Here is a 16512-nt window from a genome sequence, read left to right as displayed (position 1 = left end):
TTATATGCGAAATACCCTAATAATTAGGTAACTTATTGACGATAAAACAGTTGTTTTATCTTTGGGAAAATTCTGATTTTTCAATTGTTTTGAGGTTTAAAATGCTAAACCTCCTTTAGTATGGTTTTTATTTTACTTTGTCATTATTTAGTTAATCTTGTTCTGACTTGTTCGCAAACCACCCCGCTTTTTGATTTCGATTTAACTTACCCAATACTTTTATGGCTTTTTCTAATGTGATGCGTTGATCAGCAATGTCTTGGTAAATTTGATTCGCGCGCTTTTTACGTTTAACAGCAGCCCCTGCATCTAAAAAAGATTCAACGACTTGGTTAAAGTAACGTGTAAAAGCATGTTGATGTTGTTGTGTGTGTTGTTGCTTGTTATCTGTTTTATCTAGTTTGTTGAATAGACTTGTGATCTCAGCTTGGCAAAACTCATTTTGCGCCAATGCACTTTTCTTTAAAAGCGCTAGTTTTTCTTGAAGATAATCAATATCTAAACGATTGAAAGACACAATCATATTTAAATTAGACAGTGTACTCCTAAACTCTTTGGCCGTGCATTGCTCATCAAAAAGGTGTTCTACCGAGTGTGAAATCTTTTGCCACTGTTGCCATGCATAAACATAATTGAGGCCGACACCTTTAATATTTTGCATCCCAACAATGACTTGATGAGTATTTGCTAATGCTAAGTCAGAGATTGTGTCGGTGAGTGCATCCGCAGATAAACTACTATCATCAAGCAAGGTCACTTTTGATTTTGCAATACTGAGGAGTTGCTGCTTGATTTCTTCACTGTGCTTAGATGTGTCTTGTTTTAAAGAGTCTAAGGTTGTTCGGGCTTGATAATGTTTTAGATTTAATAGGATTGTCGAAATTTCCTTTTTACTCGCATCCGTGAGTACTTCGCTGATATCGGTTTTATCTACTGAAGTGCGGTGCGCTAACAAGAGTAATTTCTCAGCAATATCTTCATCAAAGGCGATAACTAAACGTGCCTTTAGTTGACAAGATGACATTAAATTAAGCTGAGTGAGTAAAATCTCAAGGGCCTTGGTGTCATTATTGCTGATAATTTTATCGATGCGCTCTGTGAGTGCTTGCAGGTAATAACTATAAAAACCATCGACGTTAGTACCAATGACAACGATGCGGTCGAATCGCAAATCATGGCTTAAAATGCCGGCAAACACCTTGGAGCGTGCCACACGATCATTACGGTTATTGATTAAGGCGATCACTTGCGTATCTGCTTTATTATTTAAATCATAAAGGCTCAATCGCTGCCAATTTTCTAGTGTTGCTAGGCGCTCATTGGCTGACATGCTATTAACAAACGACTGAGATATTGCGCCTATGCGTGCCTGTGGGTAGTGTTGCAATACGCCGATATCAGGAATAATGCGTGCAGAGGTTTCTTTAAACACATAGTCTTTACTAAGGCCGATGTGTTGCGCCATTTTACACACAAGGGCAATATTAGCGGGGTGTTCTTGATATGGGTATAAAGCACGAATATCGTCAGTAACTTGCATACCATCTGCCCAATGCACTTGAATTAAACTGGCATTTTTTCGTTTGGCATTGAGTTCTAAAATCGGCGCCATATTTTGTTCACTGGTAAAAACAAGGCTATTCTCACCAATGAAATGACTTGTTTCGTTTGCAACATCAATGCCTGTGGGGCCTAATATATCTTCATGATCTGGGTATGCATTGGTTATTGTTGAAAAGTTATCTTGCATCCAGTTTCTCAGAATACGGACATAACGAGGTGTTAACCCCATGCATTCCCACAAAAACACATCGGCCTTAACATTTTTTGCAAAATGAAGCACATCACCTTGCTCCCAAATACTGGCTTTATCGAATGGTCTGAACAAGGGGATTTCGAATTGCTCACCACTGGCTCTTGCATAAATTAATGTGGCTTCACAGCCTGTTGTTTTACTGATTAGCTTTAAACTCAAGCTACTAAACAGTGCTGCTTTTAATCGCTCTGTACCTGATTTTCCGCGAGTACCCCAACCACCAATAGATACAGGAATTTGCGCTCTGTCGGCGCGAATTTGGCGGCTCACTTTTATGTGGCGTGTCCAAAAGTAACCTATGAAAGCCAGCACGAAAAATACCAGCTGACCAATACTGTTTTGATAAATTGAATAGGCATATTCTTTAAAGCTCACCCAAATATTAAACATAAAAGGGGTAACGGCGAGTTTTTTATACAGAGTCGCAATACTTGATTCTACCGGGAAGTCGCTATCGAGTACCGCACCATATTGTTGGAAATCAAATGTAAATCCTTTCGCTCTTAAAGCATTTAAAAAATTATTTTGCTCTATGTCTGAGCCGTTTCGTAAATTATTAAGTTCTTCAAAGTTAAATGAAATCCAGCAGTATGCTTGAAGGCGTTTAAATACTGTTTTGGGTGGTGTTACGACTAATATGCCGTCAGGGGTATAGGTTTTCGCTGGGGATTTTAAGTTATCTTGCGATAAAGTACTTAAAAGAAAGTCGAGCAATGGCAAATGAGGACGCGAACTAAATTGTAGGTCATCAAATCGCGGTTCGCCGGGGACATCTGTTTGGCTAATTTCTGCGACAGTGCAGCTAGGAACATGCATGTATGCACTGGGTTTTCTTGCTTGTAAATGGTTATAGCTTTGGCGCTTACCTGTACTGGGGTTTTTAAATTCATGCCAAAAGCGCCAAAAGCGGAAGCCGCGTTGATAACCTTGATTTATGTGCCAACCTTGTTTCTTTTGACTCACATTGTAGGCTTCATATTTTTGCGCCTGTTGACTTAAAAGCCGGCCTAGTAGTGCCTCGTCAATGTTTTGGTTATTGATTGACGAATGGGTGTTTAAGTTTGCCTCGAGTTGAGCAACGTGTTGTTGGTGCATAAAACTGACAAGTTGTTCACGGACACGGCTAATAATCCGCTTTATGGCAAGGTTTTGTTGTGCTTCAAGGTGTTTATTTAAGGTGTCGATGAAGCGCTTGAAAATCGTATTGGCTTGTTGCTCCTCACACTCAACCTGTAAATTAAACATAATACGTGGTGCAAGTTCGAGCAATAAACGTTGCTCTGCAAAATGTTGAGCTTGCATCAGTTGCTGTTGCCAAATAATCAAGCTGTGTTGCCCATCGCTAAATCGGGTTGCGGTTAATTGTTTAATTAATGTGAGCCTGATTGCGAGGTGGGTTTCTTTTTCTAAACGCTCGGTTATTAGTGCAAGTGCGAATGAGCACGGCAAAATAAAACATTGTTCTATCACACTTTGACGCACGCGCGGGTAGGGGTGAGCTGCCAGCAACTGTAACAGGTTTTGATTTGCCTCATTGAGCGTTTGTTGTTTACTGATGATGGCTGAAAAAGCGCTTAATAAAAATAATTGCTGGCGGTCAGCTTTACCCGTCTTTGGGACCTCTAAGTCAATGTGCGAACGCATGAAATAACGGGTAAAGGTGGGGCGAAGGTTGATCAATATTTCTAATATATCCACTTTGGCTGCATGTGGTGTGGTTGATTTCTCAAGTGAGAGTAACAGCATTTCAACCAGATCCGCGCTAAATTCCGGATCGTCCACATGCTCGCTTAATAAAGTAACTTGGTTTGCCAAGGCTCTAAAAAGAGAGTTTTTTATTGCATCATTATCAGTGTGTTCGAGTAAATCTAAAAAAAAGCTTTCTAAATTTACGGTTTGCCATGACTGCTCTATTTCATGTAAATGAAGGCATAAATAACGGTGCGTTAAGTCGCCCAGTTTACCAATTAAAAACTTTAATGATTGCTCAAGTTCAGACACTTTATCTTGATAACGGTTGATCATGGCCCCTTCATCAAACCAACGTGCGAAGGCTTCTTGATCTTGTTGTAACTGTTGTTTATCAGCCCCTAACGTGGCCGCATAATCCAGTATATGGAACTGTCTTTCTGCTTTGAGTTCGGCATGACTTAGCTTTTCTATAAAACGGCTGTGATCTGCATCTAACTTTGTAAGTTGATGTTGTAGGGTATCTATTTTATGAGTTAAAAAGGCAATTGCTTGCAGTAATAGCCAGTCATCTTCGTCGTGTCCGTCTGGTTGGTTCTTGATCAATTCCCATTGACTTAGCTCGTTGACTAATTGACGGTATTTTTGCCTGTAGAGATCTAACCAAAAGCTTGCGATATCTGCAAAAAGTAAGGTTTCTAAGCGTTTTTTAAGTTCTTTACTGCTCATAATCTCTTCGCTCTAGCAAATGGTTAAGTTGAAGTGTCGGAAAAATAATTTCATCATGGGCATAGGGAGCAAAGCCAGTATGCTGATTATTGCCCGATGAAAATTCCAGACTGATATTATGGTTATTCCATCCCCAGTCTTGCTGCCAACTGATTTTTAGCCAACCCTGTGAGAAGGAGCCGATATCAATTTGCTTTTGCCAAGCTACGCGACTGATGTACTGCCACGTGGCTGTTGCACGATGATCATCGGCAAAACGGTAGTAGCTATCAAGACCAACTTGCAAAATGTGACCATGGTAATATTGGTTCCAACTGCTGTTAAACCGCAAATAATCAAGACTTAGCCAATCATCATTTGAGCCAGATGCAACACCAAAGTTGAGGTAGTTATCTACCCAAGGTTGGTAGCGATATTGGTAAGAACCTTGCCAGCCAGAAGCATGATTTTCACGATAAAAATTAAAAATATTAGAGTTTAGTTTCTCGTCATTAAGGTAGTCGTTTAAGTCTGCGCTACTGATGTGAATAAAGGGGGCAACAGACCATTGATGCCGATGCACTGTATCTTGGCGCCATACTTGTCCAATACTAATCGCGCCATTTAACGCGTATTGGCTATCAGAGTTATCACGACTAAGCTGCCATCGACTAGTGATCTGTGAATCGATAAACCAATGACTCGTGTCATCAAGCCAAGAGTGGTAACCATTTAAGGCAATGAAGTCATGCTGCTTTTCGTCAAACGCATAATAGCCTTCTAATTGATACCAATGTTGTTGATCATTAAAGCGAAGCCTCACACCTATGTCGGTTTCTTGTTGTGCAGGAATGTCTTCTGCACTTTGAAATATATGTTGTCGATCAAAGCGAATAAAGCCTTGTAGGTTGGTCTCATCGCTATGCAAAGTGGCTTGCTTATTCACTATTTTAGGTATTGATGGGGCCTGATAAGTGACTAATTCTGGCAGTGGCGTATTGATGTCAGAAAAACTCGTAATCTTGTTGTTTCTTTCACTTAAATGCCAACGATAGAGGCGTACATACTTTAATTGATCCGTGCGCACTTCAATTTTACCTGCTGGATGGAAAAAACGACGCTCGCTGCGTTTGTTTTCATTCATCTCTTCTAGTTTTACTAATGTATCGGCAGGTAAGTTAGCAATAAGTGGCGTATCAGCTGATACAGTATAAAACGCTAAATTTGTTGGTAGCGGCAACGCTCTCCATTGCCCCGCAATATATTGCTCTGCTTCAATAGCAAGCTGTTGCGACAGGTATGGGTTGAGCCAACGTACGGCAATTGTATTGTTGTTTAACTCTCGCTTATTAAAAGTGAATGGAATGCTTTGCTGCTCAGAAACAGACCACACCTTTTGTTGATTTGCTAACTGAAAAGAGATATTTGCTCTATTTGCACGCGCTAATTCTGCGCTAGAAAAGTTAAATTTAAAGCGAATTTGTGTGCCTTCAGTCTTCGTTAAATCAACGTATAAAGTATGAAAAGGGCGTAATAAAATCCCTTGCTCAGGTGCGGATTGAGTCGTGTGTTGAGCAAACCTGTCGGCAAAACTACGTTGTTCAGTCTCTTGCATATTAAACAGGCGTGTACCAGCGTAATCGAGCATGTTTTCAATGGGCTGCCACTGACCAAAGCGTTCAATTCTATTTTGTAAGAAAACCGAATGGGCAGAGGGGGGAAATGTGTCGATTCGTTGCAGCAGTTGTGTGTACTGATTATTGCTGAGGCGTTTTTCAGATAGTAGATACAACCCATTGATAAGGAGTTTGTTTGGCGTTGTATCGTACGCATGAATAAGCGAGCTAATATCATCGCTGGTTGCTTGAGTGGTGGCATCAGAATAATAATCAAAAAGTGCAAATAACGGCTTTGGAATAACACTTATATCAAGGTAAGCAGCTTGATTGGTGGTCACAGTGAGCGTTTCACCGGCTTGCAAGCTAATAACCAAATTAGCGGCAATAGAGACTGCTTGCTGATTACTGACGAATTGGGATGTGGCCGCTATATCACTAAAAATGGGCATTAACTTATGCTGATACTGACTATCAGCTTTCAACCACGCGGTATGATATTCACCACTTTGATCGGCTTTAGTCCGCGCCTTTATGCTTAAATGCATTGCGCGGTTAGCGGTAAATACCCAAGGTATATCGTTATTAACGAGGGTGCTTTGTTGCTTTCCTTCTGGGTTAATAAACGCGTATTGCGAGCCAATAGAGCGTTGATAAAGTGCCTCTTCAGGTTTTTCAAGTTCCGTTAAACTCTGATAATTGAGCGCACTAAAACTGTGTTCAACCTGTGTTTGCGCCTGGGTTTGATGTGCAAGCCATACTGCTAAACGGTTCTTTTGCTGTTTTACTGCGAGGTTTATAAGTTGAGCTTCACATTGCTCTATTGTCCTCACGTTCCCCGCACATAATGCAAAAAGTTTATGTTCGATTTGTTCTGCTTGATAGGCACGAACAAGGGCTTGTGCGGCATAGTGTTTTAACTGAGCGTGCTGCGCGCTTTTATACAAGCCTTCAAGGTAACTGTTGGCAAGGTGAAACTGATGTTGTTCACGCAGTATGGCTACTCTTAGCTGCCATGCTTGAATTGCAATATCAGGGTCTGGGCTTGTGCTCAACGGTTTTAACAAAGCCAGTGCTTCTAGAGGCGCTGATGTAGCAATATGTTGTGCTTTTGTGAGTGACGCTTGCCAGTCTATATCGGGGTTATTTTGCAAAGCCGGTGTATAGGGTTCGATTGAAGCCACATAGTCGTCATGTTGTTTGTTTAAATAGCGACTCAATAAATTAGCGATAATAGGGCTTGTTTCAGTGAGGTCTCCCTGTTGCTGATACAGTAATTCGTCACTCGGTAAAGAGGCGAGTGTTCTCGCATACAGGGCAAAATCGATAGGCTTCGAGGTGTTGGTTAGCCTTTTAATCGTTACCGATGAGGTTGAAATAGGCACCGAAATCATAAGTGTTTGATAATGTTCGGTCGCTTTTAGGTTTATAAGCCAATTACGCTCACCCGCGGTTAACTGAAATTGGGTGTCTTGTTGTGTTTTTGCAATAAGGGTTAACCACGGCGTTGCACGTTGTTGAATGCTTAAATCGAACTCAATGGGTTGGTGTCCAAGGTAGGTTAATTCGCGCACTTGCTGATTAATACGTGGGTAAAACCGCTCATCAACGAGGCGTTGCTCCACTAATTCGCTAATGGTTTTGCTATGCATTTGTAGTGATGAATGCTCAGTGCTGCCAGTGAGTTTTGATTGCACTGTCATCATCGATAATAAGTTGTAATGACGTTTTATAGAAAGCGGGTTGTTTTGTGTGTACACATCATCGCTAAACACACTAAAAGAGTGTGTGTTATAAACCGATTCAATCGCTTCATTTGCGGTGGTTAGCCAATAGGGGAGTAACAGTTTTTCTTGTTCTTTTTCGGCTGCGCGGTCATCATAAATAGCGCGGTGGCTTTGCTCTATTTTAATATACGCATTGGTGTGACTTTTAAGAGTTAAATACTGCCCAGCCGCAATGGCAAGGTAGTCACTGTTTACGAGGCCTACATCGTATTCGCTAAACTCAAATGCTTGGCTATTTATGGTATTTACTCTAGCAACCAGTTCGTTATCAATAGATGCGTACACCACACCATTAGGATCGGGCTGCTGCATATTTTGACGTACAGAGATCGTTAGTTTTTTTGCAGCAGGAAAAAACAGTTTCACTTCTTCATTTTTTTTGAGCGCATAATACCGCTCATTTCCTTGGGCAGAGCTTAGTTGTATGGAAGGAGCGGCTATTTTTATGGCGCGCCTAAAGCTGTCTCTTGCGCCTTGGTAATGGCCTATCATGGCAGTAAATTCAGCACGCTCGTCGAGATGATTTTGTATGGCAATAATGCGGTTATGCCCAGTGGCTGGCAGCTGACAGCGTTTGGTATTACAAAGTAAGTCGCTGTGAACGCGTAAACGTTGTTGTAAATACTGCGTGTTACCTGCACTTAGAATAAACTGATTTAAAAGTGCGGGGGCTATTTCAAGCCAATGACCTTCAGGTAGCCACAAATAACGGTGCTGTTTGGCATCAAAAGTTAGGTGCTGCGTTGTCGCCAAAGGCGATAAGTGTGGTGATGTGTTTAACCAAGTAGGGGGCATCAGCACGGCGTGTTTTGGCTGTGAGGCTTTGGCTGGCTGACATAGCAGCAGCGTTATACTAACGAGAGCAATTACGAAGTAAGGCATTGTTTAAACAGCTTTAATAAGTGGTTATCAGTAATTAATTTTTCGCGAATTTCGCGGCTTAATTCAATATGGATAAATTGACTATTGCTTGGCGCAAGGGTTGTGAGTATATTTTTTGTTCCTCCAAGCTCATAAATATCTCGGCCATAGAGCATCACAGTAACGTTTAGTTTTTCATTTAGGCAGTCGGTGATATTACGTGTAAATAACGATGCATTTTCACGACCTTGACTGACAATAATGTCGGCTTTTCTGCCTTGATTAGTTTTACGTTTTTCTTTGGCGAATCCATGTAATTGGAAAATGGTAAAAGACTCAACGGTATCCGCATAGGCTAAAATAAATGCATTTGCAGCACTTTCTTTATATTTACCAAAGTCAATCAGCACGCCATTTGCGTCGCGACTTGTGCGGTGCTTGGTATTGGTAAGGAGTACCTGGCAGTCATTAAATAGGGAGCGTGCAATATCTAAAGTATGCAGGTCATAGAAGCGGTGTGGGGCATACGCAATACAGGCATATCCGGTTTCTTTAAAATGTATTTCACCGCCAGAATCTAATGATTCCTTTGCGTATAACCCTCCATCCTTTAACGTGAAATGGGAAGGGACGGCCTCGCTATTTTTTAACCACTGTTGAAAGTCGGTATGAAGTTCAGAGATGTTTGATTCAGCTTGGCATGCCGAGACCAATAACCCCATGATAATGATGATAAACTTAATATTCATTGTTCCACCACCTTACTTTTTGCTCCCCCAGCGGGTACTCCTGAAGTATCGATAACCAGACTGTCTCAGATGCGCTAATTGTCAGTGAGTGCAGTTTATTTATGTCACTTGATACCGTATGCGTGACGCTAGGGTAGCTATTTAATTGGCTATTTTTTGGATGAATTAGAAACGCGTTAAGTAATTCTGAGCTATGCAATTGAACACGCTGTTTAGCGATACTGTACTCGCTGGTTAATCCTGATTTGTAATTAGCTTTTTCAAGAATGTTAAACTCAATAGGCTGTGCACTGCGCGAACGAAACAGCTTAAAGACCACACTCATTGGTTGTTCTTGCGCATCAAAGTTGAGTGTTAAAGGCGTATTTTTATTGAGTTGATAGAGGCGTTGTTTAATCCACGGTCTCTCACCATGCCAGTTTTGATAGGTTGCCGTTGCTTTATTTTGTAATTGTTTTAACTCAGTCGCTGACACATCTGATGCATTACGTTCTTGAGCACGGGTATTAGACAACCTAAAAATCAGTTTGTTATCACCCGTATCAGAATAACTGGCTGGGGTCTTAGGTGTGTAAAGTCCAAAGTTAAAAATTTGTGCCGGTTGTTTAGGTATAAAGTAACGGTCAGGGCTAAGTGCGAGGGCCACATTTGAAATAGGCAGTAGAGTGTAAAGCTCTCTTGGCTGATAAAAGGTCGTCATTGGCTCAACTTCAGCAGGGGGCGTAAAGGTTCGAATATTGGCAAAACGTGCCTGCTGCGTTAATTCAAAGTGATTATTCGCGCGTAGTTCGTACCACGCTGCAATATCATAAAATTGATCAATCGGCGTTGTGATATTTTGATGAGCAACTACACGCTGATAATGAAATTGTGCGTAACGAGCGCGCAACAGGACATAAGCGTCTTTATTCGCGTTTATTTGTACTCGATACGCATTAGCTGGCGTGCGCAAATAATACGAGGTGAGTAAACCAACACGCTGCCTTTGCGTTGTATCGTCGATAAGGCGATCGTCGTGTGAGACGTCGCCTTTATGCGCTAAAGAGTAGCGTTCGATTTCTGTGTGTGTTTGATCAAATAATACGACTTCTAACTGACTTGTTTCTAAAGCGCGTACGTCTAGCTTTAAGTCACTTTTGGGGTCAATATCAAACTCGACATTGCCTTGCTCATTTATTAAATAACTGCCAGCATAACTTGTTAAAATTGGGGTGTCTGAGAGAGTTTGCCATTGAGTAAGTATCGCTTCATCACTACAAATACTCACTAATCCAGCTGCAATGAGCTGTGTTTGATAGCGGTTTTCAATATCGGTAGGAGCAAAGCTGACAGGCGTCGGCGCCGAGAGTTGCAGTTTGTCATACCACATTAAATGTGGCAGTTTTGCGCCTTCTTTGACGGTGAAAATAAGGCTGTCGGGTTCATCTAAGCGAACGCTGGCGCATAAACCCTCTTCGGTAAAGTAAGCACCTAAATCGTGCTGCTCAGCACTAAAGTCATAGGTCAACACGTTATAGGGGAGGCTTTCGTAGAGAATATCAGATTTAAAGTCGATATCTGGAATACCCTGTGGGGCGATTTTCTGCCACCAGTAAGCCATCGCATTACTGATTTCGTTACTGGTTAAGGCATTTTCACCTAATGTTAAATAGTTTGTTGCCCGTTGACGGCGATCTAATGGTCTTTTAAGCCATGTGTTAAGAGGATCAATACCTTGTTCAGGGGTTTTAGCATGCACACGAACGACCACTCCTTGAAGATTAGCCTGTTCGGGGATCATAGTCAGCTCTAAGCTGGTTGCATGTGGGTAATGAGCTATGGGTAAGTAAAAAGATTGTCCCGAGGCAACACTCAAGGATTGTTTGTTTTCAATAATTTGCTTAATTTTTTGGCCGTCTAAGTCGGTGTACAGCTTAGAAGCATGATGATAAACATCGTCTAAAATCACACGCTCTTGTTGGTCATACAGAACATACTTAATAGCGTAGTTAACCGGTTGATCAAAAGAAATCGAGTTATCAAATACGGCATTAGAAAGAATGCGCAACGAGTGGGTCCGCTGATTCGAAAAATTGAATCGCAGCGGCTTATCGCTACTCAACCATTGCACATTAGAGCGTGTTTCTTCGCCTGTGCTGGCACCAATAGGCTCAGCTGAATCGAGCCAAACAAAAAAGTGTCGACCAAAGAACAGTAGGGTGAATACCACACTGACAATAACAAGTAGCGCAAGCAAGCGTTTAATTAAATACACTGTCGCCTCCGCTCATCATAAGATTAAACCCATCTAGGTCAAATAGCTGATTTTTAGTGGGGTAATATATGGCTGTGATTTTGCTGTTGTGTTTGAACATCAAAGCATATTTATTGACATGCTCTAACTCAATTGTGTGCAGTGAACACTTATTCATTTCGTTGCATAATCGTGCTAAAGACGTGAGACGTTGGTTCGCGGCGTAGCTATCAATAATGCTCTTCATATTTTGCTTATCAAGGTCGCTTAACGCTTGCCAGTTCGACGGCGACAAAGTAGCGAGATTGATCACTGTCAGTGTTGGGGTGTTCGAAATAGCCAGTAAACGCTGTAACAAACTGGTTTGGCTTACTGAAAATTGTGTTTTGAAATCAGACGCTAACCACAAGGTTGTCAGCTCGCTATTCGCATTAAATTGTTGATAGCCCGCTTGAGGAGAGTTACCAATTTCAAGCCCTCTGGTTGCTGCTTGTCCTTCAACAACTTGATACTTAATTCCCAAAGCTGTTAACTGATTACTCAGTTGATTCATCAGTGGTGTGGCAAGCTCATTAATCTGTGTCGTCGAGAACGCGATAGCATTCGGGCGCACCCAAGAAGGCGCGCTGTGGCTTCTTATCTGAATGTTTAAACTGGGTGTCATTTCATTAAAGCGTAAGTAGCTTTGATGAACGATATTAAATAACGACTCTACATTATCGACGGCTAATACATTCGCTTTTGGATGTGCATACGGATGAGCACCCGCAATTGCTAAGTAAGCTGCATTGGTGCGGCTGAACAACTCGCTGGCAACAGCCAATGTATTACTTTCAAATAAAGGGCGGGGAACACTAAGAGTGATAGACTCATGTTCACTTAACTTAAAGATATATAAGCCCTGACCTTGCTGATACGCTTGGTTTTTGTCCTGAGGGCTCAATAGTAAATAGCGGCCGTTCATTGTCTGGACCTGTTGTAATTGGTAGTTAAGTAACTCAGCAGTGCCATTAATTTGTTTTAACTGATTTAGGTTATTCTCATTGAGAGGATCATTTCCTATCTGTGCAATTAATTTATACAGTGGTTTGAGTATTTCGAACTCCCAAAGGGCCACCTGGTTTTTAGACAGCGGTTGATATTTAAAACTGCCTTTTTCACTGATATGCACAGAAAAATCATCAATGATTTGGTTAATGTCTCGTTCTAATTTATTAAACTGAAGTGTGCTGTAGCGTTTATTATCGCGATAAGCATTGGCTAATATACTCGCGTAGTTGTCGCTATCTAAAAACACCTCAAGCAAGGAGCCCGAAAATTGTGAGGTGGGTAGACTATTTACTGTTGCGCTACCAAAGAACGTTTCTTCAGACCCCATAAATTGGTGAATTTCTCGTTGGCTTATTGATGCAGGAAGTTGATTATAAATCCAATATTGGCTCTGTGATTTTGCTGGAGAATCAGTTAAAGAGACTTTAGTAAAGTGGTTAGACTCACGTACCTGCAATACTTCATCAGCGTTAAGTGCTGTAATAAATGCTTGATAGAAAGGACTTTGTTGATTCTCTTGTGCTAACGTTTGTTGTGGTGTCTTTGCGGTACCATAAACCAGCGCTTTGCTATTGAGGTGCTGAAATATAAGCCCTGCTGAATCACTTGCTAAACTTTCGGTGATAGGAAATGGTACGGTGATCAATAAAGGCGTTGATTGCGGATTTTTATTTAATACGAAAAGGCCGCGCTGCTGATCTTCAAACGTGTCTATTATATAAATATAGTCTTCATCACTTTCAAGTCTGAATCCTATCGGGTTAAGCAGCGCGTTAAGACTGGCTATCGATTGATTATTTTTAATCGCCTGATTAACTTGGTAAACCCCATATTTAAAATCAGTGACAGCTTGATTTGCTTTATAGCTACTCACGGTGACTTTGCTTGACTGTGCGGTATATAAATAACTTTTGTAACGGCTGATTTGCTGGTCAAGGGTGAATACGTGGTGACTCTGAATGTCTGAAGTCTCAATGTGTTTTGACAGCATTGACGGAACAAGCATCACAATAAAACCAACCAAAATGGCAAATGCCCCCCCAACGACTGAAGTTTGAAACGTTGCCCTGATCACCAGCCCTAATGCGTTTTTTTGGTAAATTTTGAGTGCAAGTAAGGTGGCAAGCATATAACCAAATGCAAACGTATCGGTGACCTTTATAGCGGGGAAATACCACACCACAATGTAGTTGAGAATAAGTTTATACACGAAGCCAATAGTGAAGAAGAATAGCAGTAATCGAGCGCCTTCAATATTGGCGTGCTTAAGGCGAGTAAAGTGAATTAACGAGCCGCCTAACACTAAAATGACCGCTGTTTCAGCGAAAGAGGTCAACAGTTTACTGGGTTGAGTTAACTGAAGTGCTAATAAGGCGGGTAGCATTATTCCGTTAAATTCCCAGCCGTATTTTATGTTTGCTCTTGAGGCAATAAAGGCCGTGATCACTAAAATAATATAGGCCTTGGGAGCGGCAATAATGGATGCCGCAACGGCTTCGTACATAATACCTAAATTAGCAATACTGAAATTAGTAAACGGCATCAGTACGAAGCGAACGAGCACAAAGGTGATCACAAGTTGAATAAAGGTGACTTTTAGACCGTATTTGAAGCCGCCATTCCACATTACATTTGCTGTTAAAGCAATAATCACAAGACCCAAAGAGTACAGTTGTGACGCGTAGTCTAGGGTAATATCCCACTGACTTAATTGATTGGCAACGGGAGGCCACACTAACGTGTCCATACAAACACGTACTAAAATACTCAGCAATATAATGGCAAAAAACCGGTCACGACCAAACATCTCGCCATAACCACATTTTTCCATTATGTAATGGGCGCTAAATCGCATTAAGCCATAAACAACGATTGCTTCAATAATGATAACGACGGCAGATGTGGGACTGATGATGAGCAAAGGCACGATATAACCTGGCACCACAAGCCCCGTTAATGGGAAACCAAAACGTAAGTTCAATAGACAAACAACGGCCGTACCCACCCACACGGTGGTAATAACTGACTGTCCAAGGCCACTGCCTGCAGGAAAGAGAGCTAAGACAAAGTCCATTATTGCTCACTCAGGGTTTCATCAAAACCGTCGTCGAGTTGTGGCTCATTCTCAAAGGTATCGAGAAATTCAAATAAAATACCCGATACTTGAAATGGTTCACCCGAAGCGGTTTGCGATCCATCGGTATGAATCGCTTTTATATTTAAAACATAATGTTGATTATTAAGGACTGCCGGTAAATGAATATCCGCCTTATTTAATGTGACATAGCGCAATTTACCTTTGGCTACTTCGCTATCAAGGGCGCAGCTATGACATAACAAATCTAAGGCTGTCATTTCAAAAATGGTAAGCTGATGTTGTTTAGCAAAGTGTTCTAACGCTGCATTTGTTTGTACGACTTGACCGAACAGGTTAAAGAGAACTGTTGCGCAGCGTGTATGATTAAACACCAACTCTAAGGTTGTTAACTTTTGCTCCATGTCATTGAGCGAACGTTTAACTTGCTGATCGATTGGTTCATGCAGTCTGAACGAGACAAGTCTATTGAGTAAGTTCTGATTCTTCGCCTGAGTTGTTTTATAGATATGATAATGAAAGAGCAGTTCAGCGACTTGTGCTGCAAATTTGTTCACATTTTTCTCAAAGGCGTGTCGATCAAAAGTCTCATTTGGAATAACCGATAAAGCCCAAAAACCCCGAACATCACCCGCGTATACGAGGGGGACCATAAACTCTATTTCAGTGTTGAGCACATTTTTAAAAAAAGGTCGGCTAATCTTTACAATACCCAGTGCTTTTAATGCGTCACTGTACGGGGAACGTTTGTAGTCACGGCGCATTTCTTGGATATTGTCGAGTTCGCAATTGATCGCTCTTATTTCAACAATGCGATGATCATCTTCTTTTCTCGCCAAAAAAATTGATTTTTCGAGATCTAATTGCTGGCTTATTAGTTGAATTATTGGATCCCATGGAGAGGCTTGCTCAATAAAGGTTTGCGGAAAAAAACGGCCCATCATTTTCTGTTGGATATTATTTACAACCCCCGTTAGCGCTTTATCTTCAGATAGTTTTCGTACAATCAAAGCCGAAAAAAGGGTCGAAAAGATAACAATAATGTATTGGCCAACAGGGATATAAACAGCAGCAAACACGATACCAAGGTAACTGACCACGACCCAGAAAAGGCAACTTGCCAAGGCAATGACAAATGAGTAAATAACAGCCAGTTTTTGAAAGCTAAACAGCAGGCTAATTACCAGAGCAAGTTCAATGAGGGCGCTATAACTAGGTCTAAGCTCTATCACCGAGGTTGTTTTTTCGATACTGTCTGCGGCATAGGCCATAAGCAGGAGAGGATCGTTCAATCCCGTTAACTTAGGAGCATGAATATTTACATTAAACGCAGAACTTGTTTGGCCAACAATAATGACTTTATTCTTTAATTGTTCACTCATAACATCAGAGCTTAGAACCCGCTCAGCACTGAATTTAGGGAGAGCACTGACCGCTAATTTAAAATCAATTAGCCGAGGTTGCTGACCTTCATAGCCAAAAACAGTTTGCCAGATGCTATTACACAGAGACTCTTTATCATTGGCTGGGATTCGCATGTGGTAACTTGACCACATTTCAACACGTGGTACACAGTATTCGCTTTGCGTTATAGGATAATAAACACGGTTGGTAATTGAAGGTGTTATATTTTGGTTTGATAAAACGATAACGGCCTTGGGGTTATATTCAGTTATTTTTTCAATAAGTTCTGAATGGTTTTTAGCCAAGTTCTTACTTGTTATAAGTACGATATTGGTGTGCTGTGTTTCACCAAACGATGCTAACTTTTGATAGAAATAAGCATTGCTAGCTTGAAAAAGATTCAAAACATTATTTATCACCACTAAAGCAAACAAGCCAAGCGTAAGCCAAAAAATATGGTGATTCTTTAATAACAATAATCGTTGAGCGACAGCCACGCTTCTT

At 41.2% G+C, this 16512-nt stretch carries 6 protein-coding genes; all 6 read right to left on the bottom strand.

Annotated elements, in window-relative coordinates; translation table 11 throughout:
- Window positions 1-151: 151 nt before the first annotated feature.
- Genes BM378_RS15575 through BM378_RS15550 form a run of 6 tightly spaced genes read right to left on the bottom strand, consistent with a single transcriptional unit; the run spans window position 152 to window position 16505 of the window.
- Window positions 152-4234 carry a poly-gamma-glutamate synthase PgsB gene (locus tag BM378_RS15575; RefSeq protein WP_074989553.1) on the bottom strand — a complete coding sequence of 1361 codons (4083 nt, stop codon included), beginning with the start codon at window positions 4232-4234 and terminating at the stop codon, window positions 152-154.
- Window positions 4224-8498 (bottom strand): hypothetical protein, encoded by a 4275-nt coding sequence (locus BM378_RS15570; RefSeq protein WP_074989552.1) that lies wholly within the window; start codon window positions 8496-8498, stop codon window positions 4224-4226. Before BM378_RS15570 ends, BM378_RS15575 begins: the two co-directional genes overlap by 11 nt.
- Window positions 8483-9226: a hypothetical protein gene (locus tag BM378_RS15565; protein WP_036966995.1), complete on the bottom strand. Its 744-nt coding sequence runs from the start codon at window positions 9224-9226 to the stop codon at window positions 8483-8485. The genes BM378_RS15570 and BM378_RS15565 overlap by 16 nt, the downstream gene beginning before the upstream one ends.
- Window positions 9216-11480: a hypothetical protein gene (locus tag BM378_RS15560; protein WP_074989551.1), complete on the bottom strand. Its 2265-nt coding sequence runs from the start codon at window positions 11478-11480 to the stop codon at window positions 9216-9218. The genes BM378_RS15565 and BM378_RS15560 overlap by 11 nt, the downstream gene beginning before the upstream one ends.
- A complete protein-coding gene (locus BM378_RS15555; RefSeq protein WP_074989550.1) occupies window positions 11467-14583 on the bottom strand; it encodes a poly-gamma-glutamate biosynthesis protein PgsC/CapC in 3117 nt (1038 codons plus the stop codon). The genes BM378_RS15560 and BM378_RS15555 overlap by 14 nt, the downstream gene beginning before the upstream one ends.
- A complete protein-coding gene (locus tag BM378_RS15550; protein WP_074989549.1) occupies window positions 14583-16505 on the bottom strand; it encodes a hypothetical protein in 1923 nt (640 codons plus the stop codon). Before BM378_RS15550 ends, BM378_RS15555 begins: the two co-directional genes overlap by 1 nt.
- Between the last annotated feature and the right edge of the window lie 7 nt (window positions 16506-16512).

Source organism: Pseudoalteromonas lipolytica, assembly GCF_900116435.1.
Classification (GTDB): domain Bacteria; phylum Pseudomonadota; class Gammaproteobacteria; order Enterobacterales; family Alteromonadaceae; genus Pseudoalteromonas; species Pseudoalteromonas lipolytica.
The sequence above is the reverse complement of the archived record's forward strand: the minus strand, read 5'-3'. Positions and strand labels throughout refer to the sequence as shown.